Origin of the sequence: Phnomibacter sp. (genome assembly GCF_036803085.1) — a bacterium.
Taxonomy (GTDB): Bacteria; Bacteroidota; Bacteroidia; order Chitinophagales; family Chitinophagaceae; genus Phnomibacter.
In genome coordinates this window covers 12,577-38,300 of sequence record NZ_DAIRUZ010000004.1, presented here as the reverse complement: position 1 = coordinate 38,300, position 25,724 = coordinate 12,577, and the positions used below count along the sequence as shown (strand labels likewise).

Below are 25,724 nucleotides of genomic sequence, written 5' to 3'. Positions count from 1 at the left end.
AATCAATACATGTACAACAAAAAAGCTGACGATGATTCGCCAGCTTTTTTTATTTCAGTGTAGCATTCATTTAAATGCTAAATGCTTTTTCGATGATTTCTGATTGCTCTTTGGCATGTACTTTTCCATAGCCGGTGGCAGTGGCAGCACTGGCTTTGCGGCTAATGATACCAAAGTTGATGTGATGCAAATTCATCTTTAAAAAGCTGGCGGCACCCATGTTCATTGGCTCTTCCTGCACCCAGTACCAGGTAGCATTCTTATACTTTTTATGCAACGCATCGAGTTGCTTGTGTGGCAGCGGGTAAATCTGTTCGAGGCGAACAACGGCTACATCGTTACGGCCTTCAGCCTGTTGTTTCTCCAACAGTTCAAAATAGATTTTACCGCTGCAGAACAATACCTTTTTCACATCAGTAGCATTGCTGATGAATGCATCATCTATCACTTCCTGAAAACCACCTTGTGTAAATGCATCAACATGGCTGTAAGTGCCGGGGTAACGCAGGTTGGCCTTAGGGCTAAAGTTTACCAGCGGCTTGCGGAACGACCAGGTAATTTGGCGGCGCAATGCATGGAATAAATTGGCGGCTGTGGTAATGTTGGTTACTACCATATTGTACTCGGCACAAGCTTGCAGGAAACGCTCCATCCGGGCACTGCTGTGCTCGGGGCCCTGACCTTCGTAGCCATGCGGCAGCAGCAATGTAACGCCGTTCATACGATGCCATTTTTGCTCTGCGCCGCTAATGAACTGATCAATCATGGTTTGAGCTCCATTTACAAAGTCGCCAAACTGTGCTTCCCACAGCACCAATGCATGAGGGTTTGCCATAGCATATCCATATTCAAAACCCAACACGGCATACTCACTCAGCAGCGAGTTGTAAATACGGAACTTTCCCTGATTGTCGCTGATGTGTTCCAGGCGATTGTAATAAGCATCCGTTTGCTCGTCACGCAATACGGCATGCCGGTGGCTGAATGTTCCTCTGCGTACATCCTGCCCACTCATTCTTACGTCGTAGCCCTGCTGGCAAATGCTTGCATAGGCCAGCAATTCGCCGGTGGCCCAATCTATTTTTTGCTCAGTATCAAAAAGCTTTGTTTTATCAGCCAGTAATTTTTCAACTTTCTTAATGGCTTTGAAACCCTCTGGCAGGTTCATGATTTTTGTAAACAACGATTGAAGTAATTCCCTGCTGATGGCTGTTTCAGGGCTTTGCTCAAAATCGGCCTCCGTTGCTTTGTGCAACTCTCTCCACCACTCTTCCGGCTTTTGGTAAGTGTAAGGCAACGGATTTTGCTTTATGTTATCTAATCGCTCCTGCAAATCGTTCCAAAACTTTTTCTCCATATCCTTAGCCAGTGCCTGTGCTTCGGTATCACCTGTTTGCAACAGGTACTGCGTATACACCTCCCGTGGGTTGGGGTGCTTATCAATTTTGGCATACAGGCCCGGCTGAGTAAACTTCGGATCATCGCCTTCGTTGTGGCCATGGCGGCGGTAGCACACCATGTCTACAAATACATCACAGTTAAACTCCTGACGATAGCGGGTAGCAATGTCTACCGCTTTTACCACGGCTTCGGCATCATCGCCATTTACATGAAAAACCGGTGCCTGCACAGCTGCAGCCAGCGATGTACAGTAATCACTGCTTCGGGCATCAGTAAAGTCCGTCGTAAATCCAATTTGGTTATTGATAACAAAGTGAATGGTGCCACCTGTTTCGTAACCATCGAGCTTGCTCATTTGCAACACTTCGTACACTATACCCTGGCCGGCAATGCTGGCATCGCCATGTATTAAAATGGGCAGCACATGGTCGTACTGGCTGTTGTACACGGCGTCGGCCTTGGCCCGGCAAAAACCTTCCACCACAGGGTTTACCGCTTCAAGGTGGCTGGGGTTGGGTGCCAGTTTCAGGTTGATGGTTTTGCCATTGGCCGTGGTAGGCTGGCTACCAAAACCAAGGTGGTATTTCACATCGCCGCTACCCATGGTGGTATCGGGTATTGCTGTGCCTTCAAACTCACTAAAAATTTGCTCATAGGTTTTGCCCATGATGTTGGCCAGCACATTCAGGCGTCCGCGGTGCGCCATACCAATCACTACTTCATCCACACCATGGTCGGCGGCTGTTGTAATAATTTGGTCTAGGGCAGCTATACTTGTTTCGCCACCTTCGAGGCTAAAGCGTTTTTGTCCAATGTATTTGGTATGCAAAAACTTTTCGAACAGCACGGCTTGGTTTAGCTTTTCGAGAATGCGGCGCTTTTGAGGCGTAGGCAGTTCCCGATGAAAAGCAATTTCAATTTCATTGGTAAGCCAATCTACTTTTTTCTGATCACTGATGTATTTAAACTCCCAGCCTACGTGGTTGGCGTAGCATTTTTCGAGGTGGTTGTAAATATTGCGCAGCGAAGTGGCGCCGAGGCCAATAAACTGGCCAGCCTGAAAAGTTGTTTCCAAGTCGGCTTCGGAAAAGCCGTAGAAAGACAGTTCGATATTGGCCCCACGATTAATACGGTCGCGGATGGGGTTGGTTCTGGCCAGCAGATGCCCTTTGTTGCGATATCCCAAAATCATGCGGTAGGCCATGATCTCCCGTTTCCAATCTGCAGATGAACCATTGTTGCTAGCAGGAGCTGTTTTGCCGGCATTGCGGGAACTCATGGCAAAATCAAAGCCTTCAAAAAACTTCCTGAGTTCGGGATCCACACTGCCAGGATTGGCAACAAAATCGTTGTACTGGTTTTCAATAAATTGTGGATGCTGGCTCGTGATGTAAGAAAAATCTTTCATTGGATGCTACTGATGAATAGTTTATGCAGGCATTGCCTGTAGTATTGCTTCTGAAAAGGATGGCAAAAGTAGGCCAAAAGCAGACGCCATCCCTTGTGAAAGGCAACCTAAAAAACAAGGGAAATGTTCGGACAGAGACGCCATTTCTTGGCCTTTTTTAAAAGATTGAGGGTGAAAACAGAAAAAAAGAGAGATTTTGTTTGGCTGGTGTAGCAGCTATCCCTACTTTTGCGTCCCAATTTTAGAACACATGGCTAATCATAAGGCAACCAAAAAGGATGTACGTCAGGCTTCAAAGCGCCGCGAACGCAATCGTTACTATGGCAAAACAACCCGTAACGCTATCCGTGACCTCCGTTCACTCACTGATGCTGCTGCAAAAGAAGAAAATCTTCCTACTGTAGCAAGCATGATTGACAAACTGGCTAAGCGTGGTGTAATCCATAAGAACAAAGCTGCAAACCTGAAGAGCAAGCTGGCCAAGCACATCAATGCTGCCAAAGCTCCTGCGGCTGCTTAATTGCTGATAGATTTTTAATCATATTTGTCCCGATCGGATGTCCGGTCGGGATTTTTTGCTTTGTACCTACCCCCCTCAATGGGCTGCGGCATGTTCACCGTCAAATACCCATTCAATCATTTTTATGCGATTCATTTTCTCGTTGAGCTTCTTGTTCATTTCCATTTCCTTGTTTTGCCAAACCACGCCTTTTGAAATAAGCAATGGCACAGAAAGTGCCACCTACTTCGAAACCATTGCTCTGTATCAGCAGCTCGACAAACAAAGCCCGATGGTATCTGTGAAAACAATGGGCACCACCGATGCAGGCTATCCCCTGCACCTGGTGTTAGTGAGCAAAGACGGCAGTGCCGACCCCGCCAGCTGGCGCAAGCAGCAAAAAGTGGTGATTATGGTAAACAATGGCATTCACCCCGGCGAACCAGATGGCATTGATGCCAGCCTCATGCTGGTGAGGGATGTCATCACTAAAAAAACAACTTTGCCTGATAATGTAGTATTGGCCATTGTACCGGTGTACAATATTGGTGGCAGCATCAACCGAGGCAGCTACAGCCGGGCCAATCAAAACGGTCCGCTGGAATATGGCTTTCGGGGCAATGCACAAAACCTCGATCTGAACCGGGATTTTACCAAGGCCGACAGCTACAATGCGCAGTCGTTTGCCAAAGCTTTTCATTGGGTACAACCTGATATACTGATAGACAATCACGTAAGTGACGGCGCCGATTTTCAGCATGTATTTACCCTACTTACCAGCCAGTACAATAAGCTGGGCGAACCACTCGGCAGCTGGCTGCGCCAATCGTTTGAGCCGGCACTGTACCAGCAAATGGATAAGAAAGGCTGGAAACTTTTTCCTTATGTAAACTTCGACAGCTACGACCTGAGCCGCGGCATGACGCAGTTTTACGATCCGCCCCGCTACAGCAGCGGTTATGCGGCTTTGTTTCAAACCATTGGCTTTGTGCCCGAAACACACATGCTAAAGCCCTACCCCGAACGAGTACAAAGCACTTACGATTTTATGGTGACAGTGATGCAGCAGGCTGCGGCCATGGCGAAAGAATTGAAGGCCACCAAAAAAGCTACGCAAAACGCATTGATGCAAACTCAACAATGGCCACTGGCATGGACGCCCAACCGCAACAAAAACGACAACCTGACTTTTTTGGGTTACCAACGAGATACGGTGATAAGTGAAGTAACCGGCCTGCCGATTATGCAATACAACCGCCAGCGCCCTTTTAGCGGACCGGTAAAATTCTTTAGCTATTTCGACACTAGCAAAACTGTACACATTCCGAAATACTACGTGATACCACAAGGCTGGCACAACGTAACCGACAGGCTGAAAGAAAACAATGTGCAAATGCGGCGGTTAGAAAAAGACACTGTGATAACTGTAAAGGCTTACAAAATAGAATCGTACAAAACCAGCCCCAGAGCTTACGAAAAACATTACCGTCAATCGGAAGTGAAAGTGCAGGCAGTGCAGCAAACCATCACTTTCCGAAAAGGCGATTACCTTGTTGCTACCAATCAGCCAGCCCGCAGGTATTTAGTAGAAATGCTGGAACCCACCGGCGACGACAGCTTCTTCTCCTGGAATTATTTCGATGCCATTTTGCAACAAAAAGAAGGCTACAGCGATTACCGCTGGGAGCAAGTGGCTGCACAATATTTAAAAGATCATCCGGAGCTGCGCCAACAACTGGAGGCGAAGAAAAAAGCAGACCCGGAGTTTGCCAAAAACAGCAGCGCCATCCTGAATTGGGTGTATAAAAACTCGCCTTACTACGAACCGGCCCACATGCGGTATCCTGTTTTCAGTATTGAATAAACGCATGCTGAATATGAAAAAGCCGGTTATGAAACATAACCGGCTTTTTCATATCCTGACCTAGGTTATTGTTGGGTAACTTCGGGAATAGTATGTTGCTGAATATTCTTGCGAACGCCGCAAAATTGCAGACCATGAAAAAAAAGTTTAGCCTTTTCCTATCCATTGTTTTTGCCTGCACAGGGGCACAAATATTTGCACAACAATGGACGCTTACACCTTACCCCCAACAAGCACTGCTTATTGAATGGCAACATCCAAACATGCAGCGCAACGAACGCATTGGCGATGCTTTGATTGCAAAACCCGTTGGCCAACCGCAACACTTAACTGGCATTGGTAGCGTTATGATCAGCAATCGTGGAAAAGCAACCGCTACTGCAAACAAATCCTTGAGCATACAAACGAGTACGGCCAGGTTACAAATACTGGCAGCCTTCGATAGTGGCCATATCCGTGGCTTTCGCATAGCCATGCCCGATAGCATGCAGTGGTACGGTGGCGGCGAAAGAACACTCCCCATGAACCGACGTGGGCAGCGCATTCCATTATACAACAACGCTCATTATGGCTATGAACTCAACGCCGATGAGCTGAATTATTCCGTGCCCTTTATTCTCAGCTTAAATGGCTATGCGTTACTTTTTAATAACCCCGCCAAAGGGTACATGGATTTTGGCAAAACAACGCCTGGCGTGTTGGAAGTAGCGTTTGAAAGCGGCAACCTCAACATGCTCATCATTCCCGGCAACACAGCAGAGCAGTTGCTGGAACGCTACGCACAATTGACCGGCAAACAGCCGCTGCCGCCACGTTGGGCACTGGGCAATTTTGTAAGCCGCTTTGGCTACCGCAGCCAGCAGCAGGTACAAGATGTAGTGGCCAAAATGAAAGCCGACAACTTCCCCATGGATGCATTGGTGATTGATATTTTTTGGTTTGGCGACAGCATCAAAGGCACACTCGGCAATCTGGACTGGATGAACCGTAGCAAATGGCCTACACCCGATAGTTTGCTGCAATCATTACGCCGACAAAACATCCATCCGATATTGGTTACAGAACCTTTCTTTCTGAAAGGCACGAAGCAATTTGCCAATAGTCAACCGCACTTAGCCACTACCAAAAGCGGTGAACCATATATGCTCACCAAATTTTATTTTGGTTATGGCGGCCTGCTCGACTTGTTTACACCAACGGCAAGGCAGTGGTTTTGGCAGTTTTACAAACAACAAACCGACAAAGGCGTAGCCGGTTGGTGGGGCGATTTGGGTGAACCCGAAAATCATCCGGAAGATTTGTACCACAACCTGCAATCTTTCGGTATTAACAGAAAAGTGAGTGCCAATGAAGTGCATAATATCTATGGCCACATGTGGAGCAAAATGCTGTACGAAAACTGGCGCAAACAGTATCCAGAACAACGCTTGTTTTTTCTGAACAGAGCAGGATATGCGGGCAGCCAGCGCTACAGCATTTTTCCCTGGACGGGCGATGTAAGCCGCAGCTGGGGCGGGTTTCAGGCACAACTGCCCAATCTGCAAAGTATGAGCCTGAGCGGTATTCCGTACATCCACAGCGATGCAGGAGGGTTTAGCAACACACCGGAAAATGATCAGGAATTGTATGTGCGTTGGGTGCAGATGGCCGCCTTCTCTCCCATCTTTCGGCCACACGGCACTGCCTTCGGCGATTTGGAAGCTGGCGTAAACGATTTGCCGAGTGAGCCAACTTTTAAAGATGAGCCCTATAAATCCATTGCCAGAAATTATATCCGGTTGCGGTATCAACTGCATCCTTACCTGTACACACTGGCATGGGAAGCCAGCACCAAAGGCAAGCCTTTTATCCGGCCCATGTTTTTCAGCAACCACAACGACACTGTATTGATGCAAGCCACACAGCAGTATATGTTTGGCAATGCATTCTTAGTGAGCCCGGTGACAGAACGATATAAAGAAACGCAACGGATATACTTACCCAAAGGCGGCTGGTATAATTTTCATACAGATGAATTTGCAACAGGCCAGCAATGGATAGATGTAGCTGCGCCACTGGCACAAATGCCCTTGTTTATAAAAGCCGGAAGCCTTATACCCATGTGGCATGCCGGAGCAACTGCACCAAACCTTACAGCTTACAATCCGAAAGGACTACTTGATTTGAAGTTGTATCCGGGAGAGGTTACCAACAACGGGTACATATATGATGATGACGGCCAAAACCCATTGGCACTCCAACAAAAAGAAGCACACCAACTGTTGCAGTGGCAATACAGCGCAACGGACAACAGCATTACACTTCACATAAAAGCTGTCAACTGGCCAACTCATTTTACCCGCAATCTATTGTTGCATTTCCCCGGCAATGCAAGCCATCCATTTGCCATGCAAAATGCTGTTTGTACCGTCAACGGAAAAAGCATGCCCTTATTCGCAAACCGAACAACGAAAGGATGGCTGGAACTACCTCTTTCGTTTACAGGAAAACCAATCACCATTGTATTTACTAAAAAGCCATAGCACATGCCCGCCGATTACGCATACGACGAAAACTTTACCCCCGATAATCTCGATGCCAACCAAATGCTGCGGGAGTATGAGCAATGCAGCTTTTCAGGTTTTGCTTTTACAGGCTATCAATTACAGGGCAAGCAATTCAGTGATTGCAGCTTTACCGATTGCGATTTGAGCATGGCCAACATCGAAGGCACAGCATTCCGCGAAGTACGGTTCATTCGCTGCAAGCTGGTAGGCTTACAATTTGATGGCTGCAATCCGTTTTTATTTGAGATACAACCAGAAGGCTGCCAGTTGCAACTGGCATCTTTTGCCAACATGAAACTGAAGCAGGCAAGGTTTGTGCAATGCCACATGCACGAAGTAGATTTCAGCAATGCCGACCTGAGCAAGGCCAGCTTTACCGATTGCGATTTAGCAGGCGCCATATTCGACAATACCAATCTGGAGCAGGCCGATTTTCGCACCGCCATTCATTACGCCATCGACCCTGCAGCCAACCGCATGAAGAAAGCGAAGTTTTCGATAGACGGTTTGCCAGGCCTACTGCATAAATACCAGTTAGATATATCGTAAGCGGATTGCCTGCATGCACTACTGCTGCTCATAGCCCCGATGGTAGCGGATACCCCACAGCCACGCCTCAAGCGTGGCGAGGAGTAGCAGCGGACAGCGGGTGACGGAAGCCCGGGCTTGCATGGTTGCTGATGCTACTTATCATTCCTGCTATGCTGCGTGACTCTCATCACCGTGGCGTATGTCGGCTATCATTTCAGGCTACAACGGTTGCGTACACCTTTACACCCGTAACCAAAACCTTTTAGTCGTCATTATGGGTAAAGGCCCAAACAAATGCTTGTCATCCAAACGGTACTGATACCGTCGGGCTCCTACCCAACAATTCCATTCATATGAAAAAATCATCATTGAGTCTGGCACTGATAGTGCTGGCAGGAGGAGCATTTGCCCAGGCGGGCCACATTATGCAAGGCATGGGTGCTGTGAACATGAGCATGGGCGGCGCCAGCACGGCACAACCAATTGATATCAACGGTGCAATACACTGGAACAGCGCCAGCATTGCAGCATTTAAAAACAAACAGTTTTCTATTAATGCCGGTACGTTTTTTTCGGCACCACAGGTAACTGCAGCTGTGCCTACACAACAAGGCACATTTAGCGGTACTACTAAAGATGACCGCGGCGTAAGTATCATGCCGGCGCTGAGCATGGTGTGGGGCAAAAAAGACAGTAAACACCATTGGGGCGTGAGTGCTTTTGGCGTAAGTGGCTTTGGTGTTACGTTTCCGCAAAACAGCAGCAACCCCATCAACATGCCCCAAAGCCAGGGTGGCTTTGGGCAAATAAAAAGTGATTACATGATGATGCAGGTAGGCGTGACGTATGCTTACGAAATCAGCGATAAAGTGAGCATTGGCATTCAACCCACATTCAACTGGGGAGCGTTGCAGCTGGAGCCCAATCCGCTGGCATCGCCCAGCCAAACACTGGGATACCCCAAAAGCAATAAGGCAACTGCGTTTGGTGCCGGTGCACAGGTTGGCATTTACTACAACAGTGGCAAGGGCATTAAGCTGGGCGCATCGTACAAAACACAACAATACTTTGGTGATTTCAAATTTGAAAACACGTATCTCAATGGCACTCCTGCACCAGCCGTCAATTTCAAAATGAATTATCCCGCCATCTTATCTGCTGGTTTCGGATACAGCAACAAGGCTATCGATTTTGCACTCGATTATCGTTTTGTAAACTATGAAAAAACAGATGGCTTCGAAGCCAAAGGCTGGACCAGCACCGCATCGGTAAAAGGTTTTGGCTGGAAAAACATTTCCATCGTCAGCGCTGGCATGCAATACAAACTTACCGACAAAGTACCATTTCGAGTGGGCTATACTTTCAGCAGCAATCCTATCAATAGCGAGTTAGCATTCTTTAGTGCACCTGCACCGGCCATCATCAAACATGGTTTTCAAATTGGCACTGGCTTGCAGCTGGGCAAGCATGGCAGCATCAATGCCACGTATCACCACGGCAGCAGTGGCGCCAGTGTAAGCGGCCCCATACTTAGCCCAATGATGATTAGCGGTGCAAACCCATACGGCGCCATCCCCGGCAGTAGTGTGAGCTACAAAATGACCACCGATTTATTCATGCTTGGTTACACTTATCATTTCTAAAAATTCACTTTACTTACAACAACCAGAAAGCATGCATCACCATGTAGTGATGCATGCTTTTTTTAAACGCAGTACATAATGGAATCGTACAGGGGGCTATCATCATTCGTACAAACAGCAACTGCTGTTCGGTGCCCTTTGGCTCCGCTCCGCTGCGGCCCCGCTTATGGCGGGGCTACCCGCCGGTCATCCGCAGCCCTTCGGCTATGTGCATGTGGCAGCCTTGCCCAACTCTATTGCATTCCTGAAATTTTGCTACTACCTTACCACTTACATCTCATTCTCTCACCCGCAACACAACAGTGATGCACAAACCAATCTTCCATGAAAATTAACGGACAGATTTTTGAAGTCACCGACATGGCAAAGTTTGCCATGGCTTATTTAGCTAACTCCAGCAATCCCGGCACGGCCCACACCAAAACAGCTGCCAACATTCGGGTACATCTGGCATCAGTTATTCCGGCCATGCCATTTGGTTTTTTCCCAAGCCTCTCACTAAAAACCTACAGCGGCAGCGATGGCAAGTTTAGTTTCAATGTGAGTGCTGCACAACTCAAACAACTTAAGGCCAACAAAATGGCGTACATACTGGCCTACCGAAAAACGGGCAGTATGCAAGCTATGGGACAAACCATCGAGATTTTTGAACCCGTGTACCGCAGCGAGGCATTTGATATTAGGAAGTACAAGCCACCTACCCTCACCAAATTGTACTTTGTGCCTTACAATGTACCTGATAGTGCAGGCATTTCTCAAACCATGGTGGATGAGCAAATTAAAGCTGCTAAAAAGAAGTTTAAAGACATCGACAAGCTCAGTGCAGGTATTCAAAATGGTTACATCAATGTAACCGGCAGTGGCCGCGGCGCCACCATCAAATTCAAAATTGATTTGAGCGTTAGTACATCTTCGAACCTTAGCAGCTACATCAAAGGAAAAGTAGACGACCTCGATATTGATTTACCCGGTCCCGATTTTATTGTGGGCATTTGCGTAAGCAAAGATGACATTGCGAAAGATGTGGACAAGGGCATTGCGGAGATTATGAAAGAAGCCAACAAAACTGTGGAAACTGAGCTCATCAATCAAGTGGCTGCGCAAACGGGACAAAGCAAAGCCATTATCAGTAGCCTTATGAAGACAATGGCTACCGTTACTTTCCGCTCATTAAGCTATCCGGTGGTGGGCAGCAAAACCGTAAAAGTACCCGGCATTCCTGCTATGAAAATTGATATACGTGCCGTGGTGCCAAGACTCTCCATTGGCTTGCCCAGAAAGTTGTAACTGATTAAATTATGTTTGGATACGAAAGAGCTGTTACCAATTAGTAACAGCTCTTTCGTATTTTATTGCAACACCACACCCTGCAACGGAGGTACTGTAACAGCGCCACCTGGCTGCTTTACACCAGTCAACAAGTTGGTATAATCACCAGTAGGTATTTGTGCAGTGGCTTCTGTATTGCCGGCATTCAGCAATACCCAAATGGTTTGTTTGCCATCGAAGCGTTTGTACACCAAAAGCTTGTTGTTGGTTTCTGTAAAAGCAATATCACCCCGGCGCAGCACACTGTGCTTGTTGCGCAAGGCAATGAGTTGTTTGTACCAATCAAAATGTTGCTGATTGAAACCTACGGAATCGTAGCTCTTTGGCCCGGGCTGATAGTTGGTACGGGTTTCCGGTGCAAAGCTCATCTCCTTCCACCACAGCGGTTTGCGAGGGTCAGGATCGTCGCCTCCCCACATGCCCATTTCTTCACCATTCCAAATTTGAGGTCCACCAACGGATGTAAACAAATGCAGTAAATACAACCGCACCCGCTGATAGGTTTCTGCATCGGGTTTGCCGGTTTTGTATTGCGGGTCATCTTTAGGCAAAGCACGGAATTTATATTTACCGGGATTGTAAAAGCAAGTGAGCAAACGGGGAGCATCATGCGTACTGCTCACATTCATCATGGCATAGCGATTAGCTTTTTGCAAGCGGTTCCACTCAAACTGCAAACTATCGGCCAGTTGTTTGGCATCAATCGAAAAATCACTCTTGCTGAAGAAATATTTTGCCGACCGGTAGGCGTGGTAAAACATCACCGCATCAAACACATCGCCGCTGGTGTAGGGCACAGGATTCATAAATGGATCGGGCCATTGCTCCCACCACACTTCGCCTACCAAATACGCATCGCCTTTCGTTTGTCTTACTACTTTGCGCCACTCCCGCCAAAAGCCAAGCCCTACATGATCGGCCACATCCAACCGGTAGCCATCAATTCCTTTGCTGGTATCACCATTGGGTGCCAGCCATCTTTTGGTTACGGCAAAAATGTGCTCCTTGGCTCCTTTGTTGATGTTGCCTTCGTAGGGATGACCAATTTTTCTTTCAGTAGTGATGTCTACTTTTTTTAACTCAGGCAAGCTGGGAATGTTTAACCAGCCTGCGTATTGCATTTCATTGGTTGGCGTAGCCGGGTCATCAAATTGCGAAATGTTATACCAGTCTTTGTACGCACTGTTAGCGCCATTTTTCAGCACATCTTGCCAGGCCCAAAAAAGCGTACCCGTATGGTTCCAGCTGTAATCGAGCACCACACGAATATTGCGCTGGTGAGCTTGCTCTATCAATTGTAAAAACAGTTTATCCGCTGCTGTCCACTGCCAGGTAGCAGGGTCGTTCGGATTTTCTTTGGCAATGATGGCCCTGTCGCCTTCGGGGTCGGGGCCAAAATGTACATCTACATGATGATAGTAACTGGCATCGTATTTATGCAAAGAAGGTGCATCGTTAATCGGGTTGATGTACAAGGCATTGATGCCAAGGTCTTTCAAATAATCTAACTTATTGATAAGCCCTTGCAGGTCGCCACCATAGCGGCGAAACTGCAGCCAGCTGTTGAAATCTCGTGTCGTATCAGTAGCGTAATCATCTTTCTGATACCAATTTTGCCCCCAAGGTGTAATATGCCAACCCACAGGTGCCTGCACTTGCAGTGGCGGAATGGCTATGCTGGCCGCAGTAGGATCATTGCTGCTATCGCCGTTGCTAAACCGTTCTACAAAAACTTGATACCAAATGGCATCTTGTGCCCAATCGGGCGGTTGGTTGAAGGGCGTTGACGCCACTTGTTGCTGAGTGTTGGTTTGGCAGCCCATCGATAAAATGGCCGCCAACAAAACGACGTTACGCATAACTGAAATTTTGGCAAAGGTATTTGAGAGAAGATAGCTGAAAAGTAAGCGATATCATTTTTGAAAAAGCTGCAACATCTCATCCCTACAAGTATTGACCAAACCGGAAATTCACCTACTGCCACTCAATCGCAATACATTTGTGCATATCATGCCAATTGCCACTCCACCATTGTTTCAAATTTATCAGCTGGATGCTGAGGAGGCACTGCGCATTCAACAGTCTGACAATCCGCCGCACAAACATTTGTACGAAGAACTCATTATTGGCGAATATGGCACTCTCGAACACTTTATTGATTTTGAAACGATGCAATGCAGTGCCCCGCTGGCCAGCTTTGTAACCAAGGGCAAGCTGCATCGTGTGGTGCCCGGCCTGCAAAATGGCCACTGCCGCATGTGGGTCATCCGATTTCAAAGCGACCTTATTCCGGAAACCACTTTTCAATTGTATGCCTGGTATCATCACCATGCTACCCTTTCATTACAGCACAGCGATTGCTTTCCACGCATGTTGCAGTTATGCCAAATAATGGCCGATGAAATGACACGGCCCGAACCAGAGTTGTCCATCATCCGCCACTTGCTGAGTGCCTTGTTTAGCATGTTGGAATCTGAAAGAAAAAAGCTGCAGCCCGAAACAGCAGCCATTGCCAACAAATCGGTAAACCAAAGTTTCCGCAATTTGCTCGACCTGCTGGAGCAGCATTATCAAAAACCCGAGGGCGTGGATTTTTATGCGGAAAAATTATTCATGTCGGCCCGCAACCTCAATCTTATTTGCCAGCAGGTGCTGAGCATGAGTGTGTCGGAAATGATTGAAACCCGCAAACTCACCGAAGCCAAAAACCAACTCATCTACAGCAGCAAAACCATTGCCGAAATTGGCTTCGATTTGGGCTACAAGGAAAAAGCCTATTTCAGTGCTGTATTCAAAAAGAAAACGGGGCAAACACCCGGTGAGTTTCGGGAAGAAATGCAAGAACGGTTATCCTGATTTTATCATCCTTTTTCCGAAAACTGATACCGGCAAACGGGCATCTTGTTGGAACTTTGCAAATCCATCATCTGTAGCCTACCCGCATGCATCGAAAACAATTTATTCAATCACTGGCAGCCATACTGCCTGTATCCGCTATAGCTATGCAACTACAATCACTCAACCGCATTGCACAAACTTTTACCAGCACGGCCACCATGCCCGTATTGTTTTTAGGGCATGGCAGCCCCATGAATGCTATTGAAGAAAATGAGTTTGTAGCAAGTTTTAGAAAAATGGGACAGGCACTGCCCAAACCGCAGGCCATCCTGTGTATTTCCGCACACTGGGAAACCCGTGGCACTATGGTGACTGCAATGGAGCAACCCCGCACCATTCACGATTTTGGCGGTTTTCCCAAAGAATTGTTTGCCGTGCAATACCCTGCCCCCGGCAGCCCCGATCTGGCCCGTATTACACAGGAAATCATCACCCAAACAACGGTTGGGTTAGATGAAAAATGGGGCCTCGACCACGGTGCTTGGAGTGTAATTAAACACCTTTACCCCAATGCCGATGTGCCCGTGATACAAATGAGTATTGATTACACGCAGGGGCCTGCTTACCACTACGAATTGGGCAAGCAATTGGCGGCTTTGCGCAACAAAGGCGTACTCATTGTGGGAAGTGGCAACATGGTGCACAACTTGCGCATGGTAGCCTGGGATAAATTGGATACCCCCGGCTTTGGCTACGATTGGGCACTGGAAGCACGTGAAAAAATGAACACAGCCATTCTTAATGGCAACCATCAGGCACTTGTAAACTTCAAGCAGCAGGGCCGGGCTTTTGATTTGGCTATTCCTTCGCCGGAGCATTTTTTGCCCTTGCTGTACACGTTGGGTTTGCAACAAAAAGGCGAAGCCATTTCGCTGTTTAACGATCAGGCCTTGGGTGGTTCGCTAACCATGACCTCGGTACAAATTGGATAGAAAATATACATGGGTGCTGAAAACCAGCGCTTTAGCTTGAGGTAAATGGGTAAGAGGCATCAAGAGGTGCCTCTTTTTTTACCACAGAAAAAGCAGTGAAAAATGTGGCTAAAACCCTTGCTGCATCGGCATTTTACCCTACTTTTGCCGCCCCGAATATTAAACCATCGGGGTTTTATCATGAATTTCTTTTTGAAACAACTAAACGCAGATGCACAGGAGACCGCTGGCGCCGCTGAGGAAGCTGCTGCCGAGCCTACTGCGACAACAAATGTACCTGTGGAGGCTCCCGTAGCCGAAACTGTTGCTACTGCTCACGATGACTTCGACTGGAGCATTGACAAGCGCAACGTAGCCATTTACAACGACAGCGAAAGAGAGAAGTACGACAAAGTGTACGACGCTACTTTCCGCACTTTCAATGATGGCGAACTGGTTAACGGTATTGTAGTTGGTTTAACCAAAACTGATGCCGTAATCAACATCGGCTTCAAGAGTGATGGCTTAATCAGCCTGAACGAATTCCGCGACGCTCCCATTCAAATTGGCGACGAAGTGGAAATTATGGTGGTAGAAAAAGAAGACCGCAACGGTCACCTCAACCTCAGCCGCCGTCAGGCCCGCATTAGCCGTGCCTGGGAAAAAATTGTGGAAAGCCACAAATCCGGCGAAGTGGTTACTGGTACCGTTACCAGCAAAACCAAGGGCGGCCTGATTGTAGACGTATTTGGTATGGAAACATTCCTGCCAGGCTCACAAATAGACGTGAAGCCGGTAACCGACTACGATCAGTTTGTAGGAAAGACTATGGAATTCAAAGTGGTGAAGGTGAACGAAACCATCAAGAATGCTGTAGTGAGCCACAAAGCCCTCATCGAAAGCGATATCGAAGCACAACGTGCCGAAATTATTGCCAAGCTCGAAAAAGGTCAGGTACTGGAAGGTACTATCAAGAACATCACCGATTTCGGTGCGTTCATGGACCTCGGCGGTTTGGATGGCTTGTTGTACATCACCGACATCAGCTGGGGCCGCATCAACCACCCTTCAGAGGTGTTGAAGCTCGACCAGAAGCTGAACGTGGTAGTACTCGACTTCGACGACGACAAAAAGCGTATCAGCCTCGGTCTGAAGCAACTGACGCCACATCCTTGGGATGTACTGGCTGAAAACATTCAGGAAGGCAACACCGTAAAAGGTAAAGTAGTAAACATTGAAGACTACGGTGCATTCCTCGAAATTATGCCTGGCGTAGAAGGTCTGGTACACGTAAGTGAAATTACCTGGGCCAACACACCAGTAAACGCTAAGGAATTCTTCCAACTGGGCAATGAGCACGAAGCGAAGATTGTGACGCTGGATAAAGACAGCCGCAAGATGAGCCTCAGCATCAAGCAACTGAGCGACGACCCATGGAGCACTATCGAAGACAAATACCCTGTTGACAGCCGTCATTCAGGTGTTGTAAAAAACATCACTCCTTACGGTGTGTTTGTAGAAATGGCTCCCGGCATTGGCGGTATGATTCACATCAGCGACCTCAGCTGGTTGAAGCGTTTGAACCACCCAAGTGAGTACACTAAGGTTGGCGAAAACATCGACGTAATCATCCTCAACATCGACAAAGACGGTCGCAAATTGCAACTGGGCCACAAGCAGCTGGAAGAAGATCCCTGGAACAGCCTGGGTGAAACTTTCCCTGTAGGTTCTGTACACGAAGGCACCGTGATTAAGAAAGATGACAAGGGTGCTGTAGTAAGCCTGCCTTACGGCCTCGAAGGCTTCGCTCCTGCCCGTCACCTGGCTAAAGAAGATGGCACTACCATCGCTGCTGAAGAAACGAACCAGTTCGTGGTTATAGAGTTCGACCGCAATGAGAAGCGCATCGTACTGAGCCATGCCCGCATCTGGGAACGTGCTAAGCAGGAAGAGTTTGAAACTGAGAAGAAAGAGAAGAAGGCTGAAGCCGAGAAAACTCAGAAAGCAGTGAAGACTATCCAGAGCAAGGTAGAAAAAGCAACCCTGGGCGACCTGGGTGTGCTGGCCGACCTGAAGAAAAAACTGGAAAGCGGCGAAGGCAACTAAGCTTTTGCAACACGCACTTGCCCCGCAAGTGTAGCTTCCACACATATAAAACCGCCCTGTTGAAAAATGGGGCGGTTTTTATTTTACCAAGCCGGTGTCGCAGATACCTTTGCGTTCATTCATTTATTGATACAAAACTTTGTAGCGTATGCCACGTGAGCAACACACAGACCAAGAGCACAAACACGACCGTCATCACCGCAACAGCGATGAAAAATTTGAAGCAGAAGTAAAGCAGTTTACAGAAGACCCGGCCAAACTGGCCCGTGAAATTCTCAGTCTGAAAAAAGAACTGAACCGACTGCACTATAAAGTAAAAACCTATCAGGAATCGAATCGCAGCCTGCAAATAATATCTGCAGTTATCACATTCATCTTACTGGGTGTAATTGTAGCCAAATTGTACAGTGGCAAATAATCACGTGCTTTTATTGTAGCTGCCGCAGCAACAAATCGTTGAAGTTTTGCATAGAAGAAATTTTCAGGTCGGCAGCGCCCCAACGGGCCTGTTGTAACTGAGCAGCAGCAGGCACCACCACGCATTTCATTTTGGCAGCCTTGGCCGCAATCATACCATTAAAAGAATCTTCGAAGCAAATGCAGCGGAGCGGATTTGCTTGCAAGGCAGCGGCACAAACCATATATACTTGTGGGTGAGGCTTGCCAAAAGGCATGTGTTCTGCACTGGTGATAACTTCAAAGTAAGAACGAATCTGCAGCAAGTCGAGCACTACATCTGCCAATCGCATGGGCGACGATGTAGCCAGCCCTATACGAATGCCTTTTTGCTGAAAATATTGCAATATGTAGGGTACGCCGGGCAACATTTTTCCCTGTGCTTTCACCAGCTCAATTACCGCATCAATAATATCAGTTTCAGCCTGCTCAATATCGGCGTGTTGCAGGTTGAAATGAGTGAACCAATACTGTAACCACTCCTTGGTTCGAAGCCCTGTACTAGTGGCATACTGTGCATGCGTAAGCGTAACCCCGAATTTGCGCAATAATGCTGCACCCGCCAGCTCCCACAAGGGTTCGCTATCGATGAGCAATCCATCCATATCAAAAATTACTGCTTCGGTAGAGTAGGCATTCATGCCGCGAAGTTGCAGGAAGATGCCCATTCGTTTCACCTTGCAACAGAAATGATGAACAGAAAAAAAGTTCGCTGTTAATTTTCCTACATTAGCCGCCGAACTACAACGTGATTGCATGCCAGGTATTGGAGAAAAATTAGCCAAATTATCATTGATAAAGGCACCTGTGTACACACTGGTGGGCCTGGCCAGTTGGCCCGGCCTGAATGTGGTAAACAAAACGCAGATCAGCGGCATGGAGCACATCAAAGATTTGCCGCATCAGAATGTATTATTTGTGAGCAATCACCAAACCTATTTTGCCGACGTCATTACTTTCCTGCATATTTTTTGTGCCCGCCGCTGGGGCAAAATGAACCGGCTTGGCTTGCCTTATTATTTACTATTCCCATTTACCCGTGTAAAGTTTATAGCAGCAGAAGAAACCATGCGCAGCAGCCTGCTCAGCCGCTTGTTTGCATTGGCTGGCGCCATCAGCATTAAGCGGACCTGGCGGGCCAAGGGTGAAGATGTACAACGCCAACGCGACGAAACAGACACGCAAAAAATTGATGAAGCATTGCAACGCAACTGGGTGATTACTTTTCCGCAGGGTACCACCAAGCCTTTTGCACCCGGCCGCAAAGGCACGGCACACATCATTAAAAACAACCGCCCTATTGTGGTACCGGTTGTTATCAATGGCTTTTGGCGGGCTTTCGACAAAAAAGGATTGCAGTTTAAAAAGCGGGGCTCTACGCTCAACATTAGCATTAAACCGCCTCTGCAAATTGATTACGATGCACCTGCCGATGCTATTTTAGAGCAGGTGATGGATGCCATTGAACAAAGCAAAAAATACATGCTCAAAGGCAAGCACCACGTTATGAATTTATTGGATAAATAAATTCGAAGACGGTTATACGGTAATCTTCAGGTGTTTGATGATTTTCTCCGGATCAAAATCACGATCTACACTGGGCAGGTATATTTCAAACGCTTCGTGGCGCAGTTTCTTCGCATACTCGGGGCTAAAAAAGTGATTGCCATCTTTCACCACATAATTCAAAATAAAAAAGCGATATGCTTCCCGCAAAAAACGAATTTCATCGGCCTTCAATGGAAACACTTTGTGATACTCTGTGAGGAACGTTAGAAACCGAGGTTCCATCATGGTATCTATCACATAGCTGAATACGGTTCTATCGCCCACATCACTTACTACCCTGCTCAGGAAATAAAAATCGAGCATGCGATAGCTAATGCGAAACCAATCATAATCCCAGCGACTAAATAACTCATGTTTATTGATGACAGAAAAGTTGCCAATGTTCCAATCAATAAACACAGGAATTAATTCAAAGGAACCCACATTGCATTTGAGCCGGTTTTTCAAAAACTGCTCGCAGTGATATTTGATTAAATCGGCATGCATGCGGCTGCCAAATGTGCGTGGATTTTTTTCGACAGTCTGCAGCAGCGCATTGATATCCGTACGCAATGTTTTGCCCGACTTAGGTATCACATTTTTGATACGGGTACAGGCCAAATGAAATTTCGCCATTTGCCTTGCCAGGCTTTTAATGTGTGCATCATCTAAGCGGCGGGGCAGGCGCTCCATCACCCTCGTTGGATTGTAAAATACCACCCATACATCATGCTTCGCTTTTTTATGGCGGTAGATGTACACCCTGTTGTTTTTCTGCAAGCTTTTGGCCAGCAGGTTTTCAAAGGGGTACAACAGATTATTGCTCAGCGTTTGAATTATACGATGGTCCTCTTTGAAAAACTCATACTTGCCATAGCTGGATGCTTTAGCAATGATGAAATCACCATCAGTAAAAATGACTTTGCACACCCGGTTGGTACTTACGTACACACTCAGGTCTTCTATACGGGCAATGGTACGGCTGGCATCGTAACCTTCCCATGCTTTATGGATGATTTGATTGTAATCGATGTTCATAGTGGCGGATAAACCTGACTGTACTTTGTATCGAAAGTCATTTTAAATGATTTCAAAATAACGGCGTAACTCCCAATCCGTTACAGCGTCGCTATACTGTTTCCATTCATGAATACGGGTAGCTGTGAAGTGTTGCACAAATGCTTCGCCCAGCAGTTCATTAGCAAAAGCAGATTGCTGCATGGCATAAGTAGCATCGGCCAAATTGCTGTGCAACGGCAGGTTGCTTTCTTGTGCATATGCATTACCTGAAGTAGCGGCCAACCGCAAGGGTATTTGGTGTTTGATACCATACAAACCCGACGCCAACGCGGCAGCCATGGCGAGGTACGGATTGCTGTCGGAACCTGGGATGCGTGTTTCAACCCTTGTGGCCTTTGCATACGGATGCAACACACGAATAGCCGCTGTGCGATTGTCATAACCCCAGCTTACGGTAGTAGGTGCCCATGCACCCTCTACCAATCGTTTATAGCTATTGATGGTGGGTGCATACATGGGCATAATATGTGGGAGGCACAACAGTTGACCAGCCACATAATGCTCCAGCATTTTGCTGATGCCCCGCTCCTGCGCCGCATCGGCAAACAGGTTTTCCCCATTCGCATTCCACAAGCTTTGATGCAGGTGGCCACTGCAACCCGGCAACTGCTGATTCCATTTGGCCATGAAGGATGCCATGATACCAAAACGATTCGCAATTTCTTTTACGCCTGCTTTAAAGAGCACGGCTTTATCTGCAGCCGCCAACACTTCATCATGTGCAATGGCAGCTTCGTACACACCGGGGCCAGTTTCCGTATGCAAGCCTTCGATGGGAATATTGAAAGCGGTGAGTTCATCAAACAAGGCATTGTTGTACTCTATTAACTGCGAAGGCCGCAACACAGAGTAGCCAAACATACCAGGTGTAACGGGCTTGGGTTGCTGATGATTTTTATCGGCCAGCGATTGTGGCGTTTCTGCAAAATTGAACCATTCAAATTCTTGTGCAAAACGGGCAGTGAAACCCATTTCGGTTGCTTGCTTCGCCACTCGCTTCAGCAGGGTGCGGGGGCATGCAGCTACTGTTGGAAATTCGGCCAGCAACAAAGGCATGTTGTCTTGCCATGGAATTTCCCTGAGTGTAGATGCATCCAACCGGCACAGCGCATCCGGAAAGCCCGTATGCCAGCCCGTTACCTTTATATCGGTGCTGTACAAAGCATCCTGACTATCCCAGCCAAACACTACATCGCAAAAGCCGGTATCGTGTTGCAGGGCATCTTTCAATTTTTCGGTAGAAATGATTTTGCCCCGCAGCATACCATCGATATCAGTAAAGGCGAATTTTATTTTTTGTGCCCCACGTTGTTCTAACCAAAGTAAAAGTGCTTGTGCTGTCATGCGGATGTGTAAGCTGTTGGAATAATAAAGTTACAGGAATGCCAGCCAACGGCTGTTGGGCCAGCGATGCTTCAGATATTGTACAATGATATACATCACCGGAGGCAAAAGCATAGGCCACAAAATGCTTTTGTACCGGACAATGGCAGTAGCAAATGGAATAGTATAACCAATGAGCATAAGGATGGGTAGTGCTATTACCAAAGCAGCTATGAACCACGATTGTTGTGGTTGAGAAAATGCAACCACTTTTCTTTTGACTATAAAAAAGAAAGCACCCAAAACCGCCAACACGTAAACAATATTTTCTACAGCAAAAGGCAAATCATTCCATGCCCAGCGCAAATTGAGTGGCGGTGTAAGTACGCCTCTCAGCATTGCCGAAGGCCATTGAGAAAGTAAACTCCACCAGCTACCATCGAGTACCAACGCAGCCATTTGTGAGCCACCTTGCAATTGCGCAAATGCCTGCTGCCGCTGTGCAATGGCTTGCGGAATGGCATTGCCACTCAGCACGGCAAATGCGGTAAAGCCTGCCACAAATGCCAACAGCATTAACCAACGTTTAGCGGGCCATTTGGCCCATAGCCAAAAGCATATTGCAGCCAACACCGCAAACACCGCTACATAATTGCGCAAGAAAAAAACCAAGGCAATAGCGATGAGCATCCAGATTTTATTGGTCAGTTTCGGATGCTGTGTTTCCTGCCATGCCTTCCATGCAAACACACCCAAACCCAGTAAAATAAGCCCATCTCTGTGAAAGCCGCTGCACCAAAACAAGGTAGACGGCCAGCATACAATGAGGATGAGCAACCAGGCGGCATTTTTTTGCTGCAATACATTTTTCCAGCACAAAGCCAGTGCAGCCTGCCCCATAAAAACGGCGTAGTTATAAAACAAAAGGTTGCTGTTGTAGCTATCGTTGGTAAGCAGATTGAGTAATGAAATGAGCTTGATAAGTACCACATCTTTCACATCATTCAGCAGGCTGTTTTCGGTACCCAGTAAGCCAGTATCGGCGGCGTAGCGGGGCGTGTACACATCGGCCAGCCAGGCGGTGGGGTCTTGCAGCAACCATTGTTTTTCGGCTACGCCGGCAAAAAACATGCGCCAGGTATCAGCATTTTGAGTGTAGTTGGGCAGGCGGGTAAAAAAATATCCGTAGGCAATGCCCGCAGCTACTTTCAGCAGGTATAGCCCTATAAGCCGCACAGGTGTTAACCCTATTTGGCGAAGCCAATGGCTACGGCGAATGAACCACAAAAAAAGGAACAGGTATAATATGAATAAGAAGCTGGTCAATGCCTGACTGATTTTTATGACGGGTGAAAGTTAGCGGAACAACAGCACATGCTGTTGCGGCTACCTGGCACAAGTTGTTGTATGTCATTAAGGCTATGGCCGCAAGGCGTTTCAATTTATCTCGTCGTATGTTGCATTATTCTCTATTTTTCCGCCTTAAAGTATTTTTCTACTAAAACTAATCAGATAGCTTATGAGTTTGTTTGCGAAGAAGCCTTTAGCCCAAATTTTGGCTCAGGCTGCCGATTCTGAAAAAGGGCTGAAACGGACCCTTGGAGCTGGCAACCTGGTGGCATTGGGTATTGGTGCTATTATTGGTGCAGGTTTGTTTGTACGTACGGCTGCTGCCTCTGCCGAAGCTGCCGGCCCTGCGGTAACCATTTCATTTTTGATTGCGGCTGTGGGTTGTGCTTTTGCTGGTTTGTGCTATGCCGAATTTGCCAGTATGATTCCTATTGCCGGTAGTGCGTATGCTTACAGCTATGTAACCCTTGGCGAAATTGTAGCCTGGATAATTGGTTGGGCCCTTATTATGGAATATGCGTTGGGTGCTGCTACTGTAAGCATTGCCTGGAGCGAATATCTGAATAAACTGCTCGGAGGTGCGGTCCCGTATGAATGGTGCCACTCGCCGTTTGAAGCACTGCACAGTGTAACCGGCGACGCTATTGCACAAATCACTGCATTTATTCCGGAAGCCACTAAGTCGGTAGCCAACGGTGTACTCGTATTGAGCGATGCTCAGTTTGAGAGCCTGCCAGCTAATTTGGCCAGCATGGTTACGGTAACTAATGGTATCGTGAATGCTCCGGCCCTCATTATTTTGCTGGCTATTACATTGCTGCTCATCAAAGGCACTCAGGAATCTGCGATTGTGAATGCCATCATTGTATTTATAAAAGTGGCAATCGTGGTGTTGTTCATTGCCCTTGGCTGGCAGTTTATTAAGCCTGAAAACCATGTGCCATACATGATTCCGGAAGGCACTCCCGGCCACGATGGCATCTTCAAACACGGCTGGGGCGGTGTACTCGGTGGTGCGGCCATTGTGTTCTTTGCCTTCATTGGTTTTGATGCCGTAAGTACCGCTGCCCAGGAAGCCAAAAATCCCAAGCGAGACATGCCCATTGGTATTTTGGGCTCGCTGGTGGTGTGTACCATTTTGTACATCCTGTTTGGCCATGTACTCACAGGTGTAGCCAACTATACCGAGTTTAAAACGGCCGGTAAAGAAGCTTCAGTTGCCTATGCCATCAGCACCTACATGACAGGCTATGGCTGGCTGGCTACTGCTGTTACAGTGGCTATCCTCGCCGGTTTCTCCTCTGTAATTCTGGTAATGCTGATGGGGCAGAGCCGTATTTTCTACACCATGAGTAACGACGGTCTCATTCCCAAAGCCTTTGGCGATTTGCACCCCAAGTATAAAACGCCCTATAAAGCCAACTGGATACTGTTTGTATTTGTAGGCCTGTTTGCGGCATTTGTGCCAGGGCACGTTGCCGGCGACCTAACCAGCTTCGGCACCCTCTTTGCCTTTGTACTGGTAAGTGTAGGTGTATGGGTAATGCGTATGAAGAGCCCCGAAATTGAGCGTCCCTTCAAAACACCGCTTGTACCATTGGTACCCATTTTGGGTGCTGTTATTTGCACCGGTATGATTGTAGCCATCGATCAGCGTACACTGAAGTTTGCTGCCTTGTGGATGATACTTGGCTTGGTGGTATACTTTGTATACAGCAAAAAACACAGCAAGCTCCGTATTCCTAACAAAGATATTTTGCCTACTGCAGATGACTTTGAACCAATGAAATAGTAGCTTGATACACTTAAGAAAAACCGTCCGGAAGGGCGGTTTTTTTTTCGTTGCATTGGCCTTTACATTTGCAACCCAAAGCCGAAGGCTGGAGTTAAGGTTGAGGTCAAGGGTAAGATTGAGGTTGAGCAGGAAGTCTGTTTCATTCCAATCATCCTCCCCAACCAACATCCTGTATCAGCAATCCGAATTCAGAAATCAGAAATAGTATTGTATGGGTCGCATATTTGAAGTACGTAAAAGCGCCATGTTTGCCCGCTGGGATAAAATGGCCAAAAACTTTACCCGTATTGGTAAAGAAATTGTGATTGCTGTAAAAGCCGGTGGCCCCGACCCCAACAGCAACGCAGCCCTTCGCCGCTGCTTTCAGAATGCCCGCAGCGTAGGCATGCCCAAAGACCGTGTAGAAGCGGCCATCAAAAGGGCTCAGGGTAAAGACCTGGTGAACTACGACGAAATTTTGTATGAAGGATATGCCCCACACGGCGTGGCCATTTTGGTAGAAACCGCTACCGACAACCACGTTCGTACCGTGGCCAACGTGAAAGCCATCTTCAACAAAGGTGGCGGCGCCATGGGCAACAGTGGTAGTGTGGCATTTCAGTTTAAAAAAATGGGTGTGTTCAAACTGAAGCCCGAAGGACTGGATGCCGACGAGCTGGAGCTGGAACTGATTGATGCCGGCCTCGAAGAACTGGGTGAAGGCACATCGGACCCCGACAACGCTGGCAATACCACCGAAGTATTGGTGCTACGCTGCGCCTTTGCCGACTTTGGCAGCCTGCAAAAAGCCCTCGAAGAAAAAGGCCTCAGCCCCATCAGCGCCGAACTGGAATGGATACCTACCACTACCGTAAGCCTCAACGATGAGCAATCGGAAGAAGTGCTGAAACTGGTAGACAAACTGGAACAAGACGAAGACGTGCAGAAAGTGTTTCACAACCTGGCGTAACACGCTGGCACTTTTTATAACCGAACAGCCCTTTCAAAATTTGAAAGGGCTGTTTGCTTTTTTGACATGAATGGGGATTCGTTGACG

20 protein-coding genes are annotated in these 25,724 nt (G+C 47.5%); 14 read left to right on the top strand and 6 right to left on the bottom strand.

Translation table 11 applies throughout. The annotated features are described in order from the left end of the window. Positions 1 to 70: 70 nt before the first annotated feature. Entirely contained in the window at positions 71 to 2,809 is a 2,739-nt protein-coding gene (locus V7Q13_RS09530; RefSeq protein WP_333800451.1) for a 2-oxoglutarate dehydrogenase E1 component, read from the bottom strand. Between the two features lie 250 nt (positions 2,810 to 3,059). Here V7Q13_RS09530 and rpsT point away from each other — a divergent pair, with 250 nt between their 5' ends. From rpsT to V7Q13_RS09495, 7 genes are all read left to right on the top strand, one after another. After that, complete coding sequence (gene rpsT / locus V7Q13_RS09525) at positions 3,060 to 3,329, top strand: 30S ribosomal protein S20 (RefSeq protein WP_333800450.1); 270 nt, start codon at positions 3,060 to 3,062, stop codon at positions 3,327 to 3,329. A 124-nt stretch (positions 3,330 to 3,453) separates the two neighbouring features. Then, complete coding sequence (locus tag V7Q13_RS09520; RefSeq protein WP_333800449.1) at positions 3,454 to 5,172, top strand: M14 family metallopeptidase; 1,719 nt, start codon at positions 3,454 to 3,456, stop codon at positions 5,170 to 5,172. Positions 5,173 to 5,306: 134 nt separating this feature from the next. Further along, the gene (locus V7Q13_RS09515; protein WP_333800448.1) at positions 5,307 to 7,694 is read left to right on the top strand and encodes a TIM-barrel domain-containing protein; all 2,388 of its coding nucleotides are present in this window, start codon (positions 5,307 to 5,309) and stop codon (positions 7,692 to 7,694) included. Positions 7,695 to 7,697: 3 nt separating this feature from the next. Then, complete coding sequence (locus V7Q13_RS09510; RefSeq protein ID WP_333800447.1) at positions 7,698 to 8,267, top strand: pentapeptide repeat-containing protein; 570 nt, start codon at positions 7,698 to 7,700, stop codon at positions 8,265 to 8,267. 335 nt (positions 8,268 to 8,602) lie between these two features. Next, on the top strand, positions 8,603 to 9,892 hold the full coding sequence (locus tag V7Q13_RS09505; RefSeq protein WP_333800446.1) for an OmpP1/FadL family transporter: 1,290 nt from the start codon (positions 8,603 to 8,605) through the stop codon (positions 9,890 to 9,892). A 166-nt stretch (positions 9,893 to 10,058) separates the two neighbouring features. Further along, positions 10,059 to 10,220 (top strand): hypothetical protein, encoded by a 162-nt coding sequence (locus tag V7Q13_RS09500; protein WP_333800445.1) that lies wholly within the window; start codon positions 10,059 to 10,061, stop codon positions 10,218 to 10,220. After that, entirely contained in the window at positions 10,217 to 11,179 is a 963-nt protein-coding gene (locus V7Q13_RS09495) for a hypothetical protein (RefSeq protein WP_333800444.1), read from the top strand. The genes V7Q13_RS09500 and V7Q13_RS09495 overlap by 4 nt, the downstream gene beginning before the upstream one ends. A gap of 62 nt (positions 11,180 to 11,241) precedes the next feature. Here the strand turns inward: V7Q13_RS09495 and V7Q13_RS09490 are convergent, their stop codons facing one another. After that, the gene (locus V7Q13_RS09490) at positions 11,242 to 13,080 is read right to left on the bottom strand and encodes an alpha-amylase family glycosyl hydrolase (RefSeq protein WP_333800443.1); all 1,839 of its coding nucleotides are present in this window, start codon (positions 13,078 to 13,080) and stop codon (positions 11,242 to 11,244) included. 151 nt (positions 13,081 to 13,231) lie between these two features. On the opposite strand from V7Q13_RS09490, the gene V7Q13_RS09485 reads away from it, so the two are divergent. The 4 genes from V7Q13_RS09485 (at position 13,232) to V7Q13_RS09470 (ending at position 17,554) form a co-directional block, all read left to right on the top strand. Continuing rightward, positions 13,232 to 14,077 carry a helix-turn-helix domain-containing protein gene (locus V7Q13_RS09485; protein ID WP_333800442.1) on the top strand — a complete coding sequence of 282 codons (846 nt, stop codon included), beginning with the start codon at positions 13,232 to 13,234 and terminating at the stop codon, positions 14,075 to 14,077. An 86-nt stretch (positions 14,078 to 14,163) separates the two neighbouring features. Continuing rightward, complete coding sequence (gene ygiD, locus V7Q13_RS09480; protein WP_333800441.1) at positions 14,164 to 15,051, top strand: 4,5-DOPA dioxygenase extradiol; 888 nt, start codon at positions 14,164 to 14,166, stop codon at positions 15,049 to 15,051. 180 nt (positions 15,052 to 15,231) lie between these two features. Continuing rightward, positions 15,232 to 17,136: a 30S ribosomal protein S1 gene (gene rpsA / locus V7Q13_RS09475; protein WP_333800440.1), complete on the top strand. Its 1,905-nt coding sequence runs from the start codon at positions 15,232 to 15,234 to the stop codon at positions 17,134 to 17,136. A gap of 148 nt (positions 17,137 to 17,284) precedes the next feature. Then, positions 17,285 to 17,554, top strand: coding sequence for a hypothetical protein (locus V7Q13_RS09470; RefSeq protein WP_333800439.1), 270 nt, complete (start codon positions 17,285 to 17,287; stop codon positions 17,552 to 17,554). A gap of 10 nt (positions 17,555 to 17,564) precedes the next feature. On the opposite strand, the gene hxpB is transcribed toward V7Q13_RS09470, so the two are convergent. Beyond that, entirely contained in the window at positions 17,565 to 18,260 is a 696-nt protein-coding gene (gene hxpB, locus V7Q13_RS09465; protein WP_333800438.1) for a hexitol phosphatase HxpB, read from the bottom strand. A gap of 88 nt (positions 18,261 to 18,348) precedes the next feature. On the opposite strand from hxpB, the gene V7Q13_RS09460 reads away from it, so the two are divergent. Next, positions 18,349 to 19,119 carry a lysophospholipid acyltransferase family protein gene (locus V7Q13_RS09460; RefSeq protein ID WP_333800437.1) on the top strand — a complete coding sequence of 257 codons (771 nt, stop codon included), beginning with the start codon at positions 18,349 to 18,351 and terminating at the stop codon, positions 19,117 to 19,119. 12 nt (positions 19,120 to 19,131) lie between these two features. Here V7Q13_RS09460 and V7Q13_RS09455 read toward each other — a convergent pair whose 3' ends face one another. Genes V7Q13_RS09455 through V7Q13_RS09445 form a run of 3 tightly spaced genes read right to left on the bottom strand, consistent with a single transcriptional unit; the run spans position 19,132 to position 22,779 of the window. After that, the gene (locus V7Q13_RS09455; RefSeq protein WP_333800436.1) at positions 19,132 to 20,178 is read right to left on the bottom strand and encodes a hypothetical protein; all 1,047 of its coding nucleotides are present in this window, start codon (positions 20,176 to 20,178) and stop codon (positions 19,132 to 19,134) included. Between the two features lie 42 nt (positions 20,179 to 20,220). Then, complete coding sequence (locus V7Q13_RS09450; protein ID WP_333800435.1) at positions 20,221 to 21,564, bottom strand: glutamine synthetase family protein; 1,344 nt, start codon at positions 21,562 to 21,564, stop codon at positions 20,221 to 20,223. A gap of 30 nt (positions 21,565 to 21,594) precedes the next feature. Further along, positions 21,595 to 22,779 (bottom strand): hypothetical protein, encoded by a 1,185-nt coding sequence (locus tag V7Q13_RS09445; protein WP_333800434.1) that lies wholly within the window; start codon positions 22,777 to 22,779, stop codon positions 21,595 to 21,597. A gap of 283 nt (positions 22,780 to 23,062) precedes the next feature. On the opposite strand from V7Q13_RS09445, the gene V7Q13_RS09440 reads away from it, so the two are divergent. Both V7Q13_RS09440 and V7Q13_RS09435 read left to right on the top strand, forming a co-directional pair. Continuing rightward, complete coding sequence (locus tag V7Q13_RS09440) at positions 23,063 to 24,685, top strand: amino acid permease (protein WP_333800433.1); 1,623 nt, start codon at positions 23,063 to 23,065, stop codon at positions 24,683 to 24,685. Between the two features lie 214 nt (positions 24,686 to 24,899). Next, on the top strand, positions 24,900 to 25,637 hold the full coding sequence (locus tag V7Q13_RS09435; protein ID WP_333800432.1) for a YebC/PmpR family DNA-binding transcriptional regulator: 738 nt from the start codon (positions 24,900 to 24,902) through the stop codon (positions 25,635 to 25,637). Positions 25,638 to 25,724 lie beyond the last annotated feature (87 nt).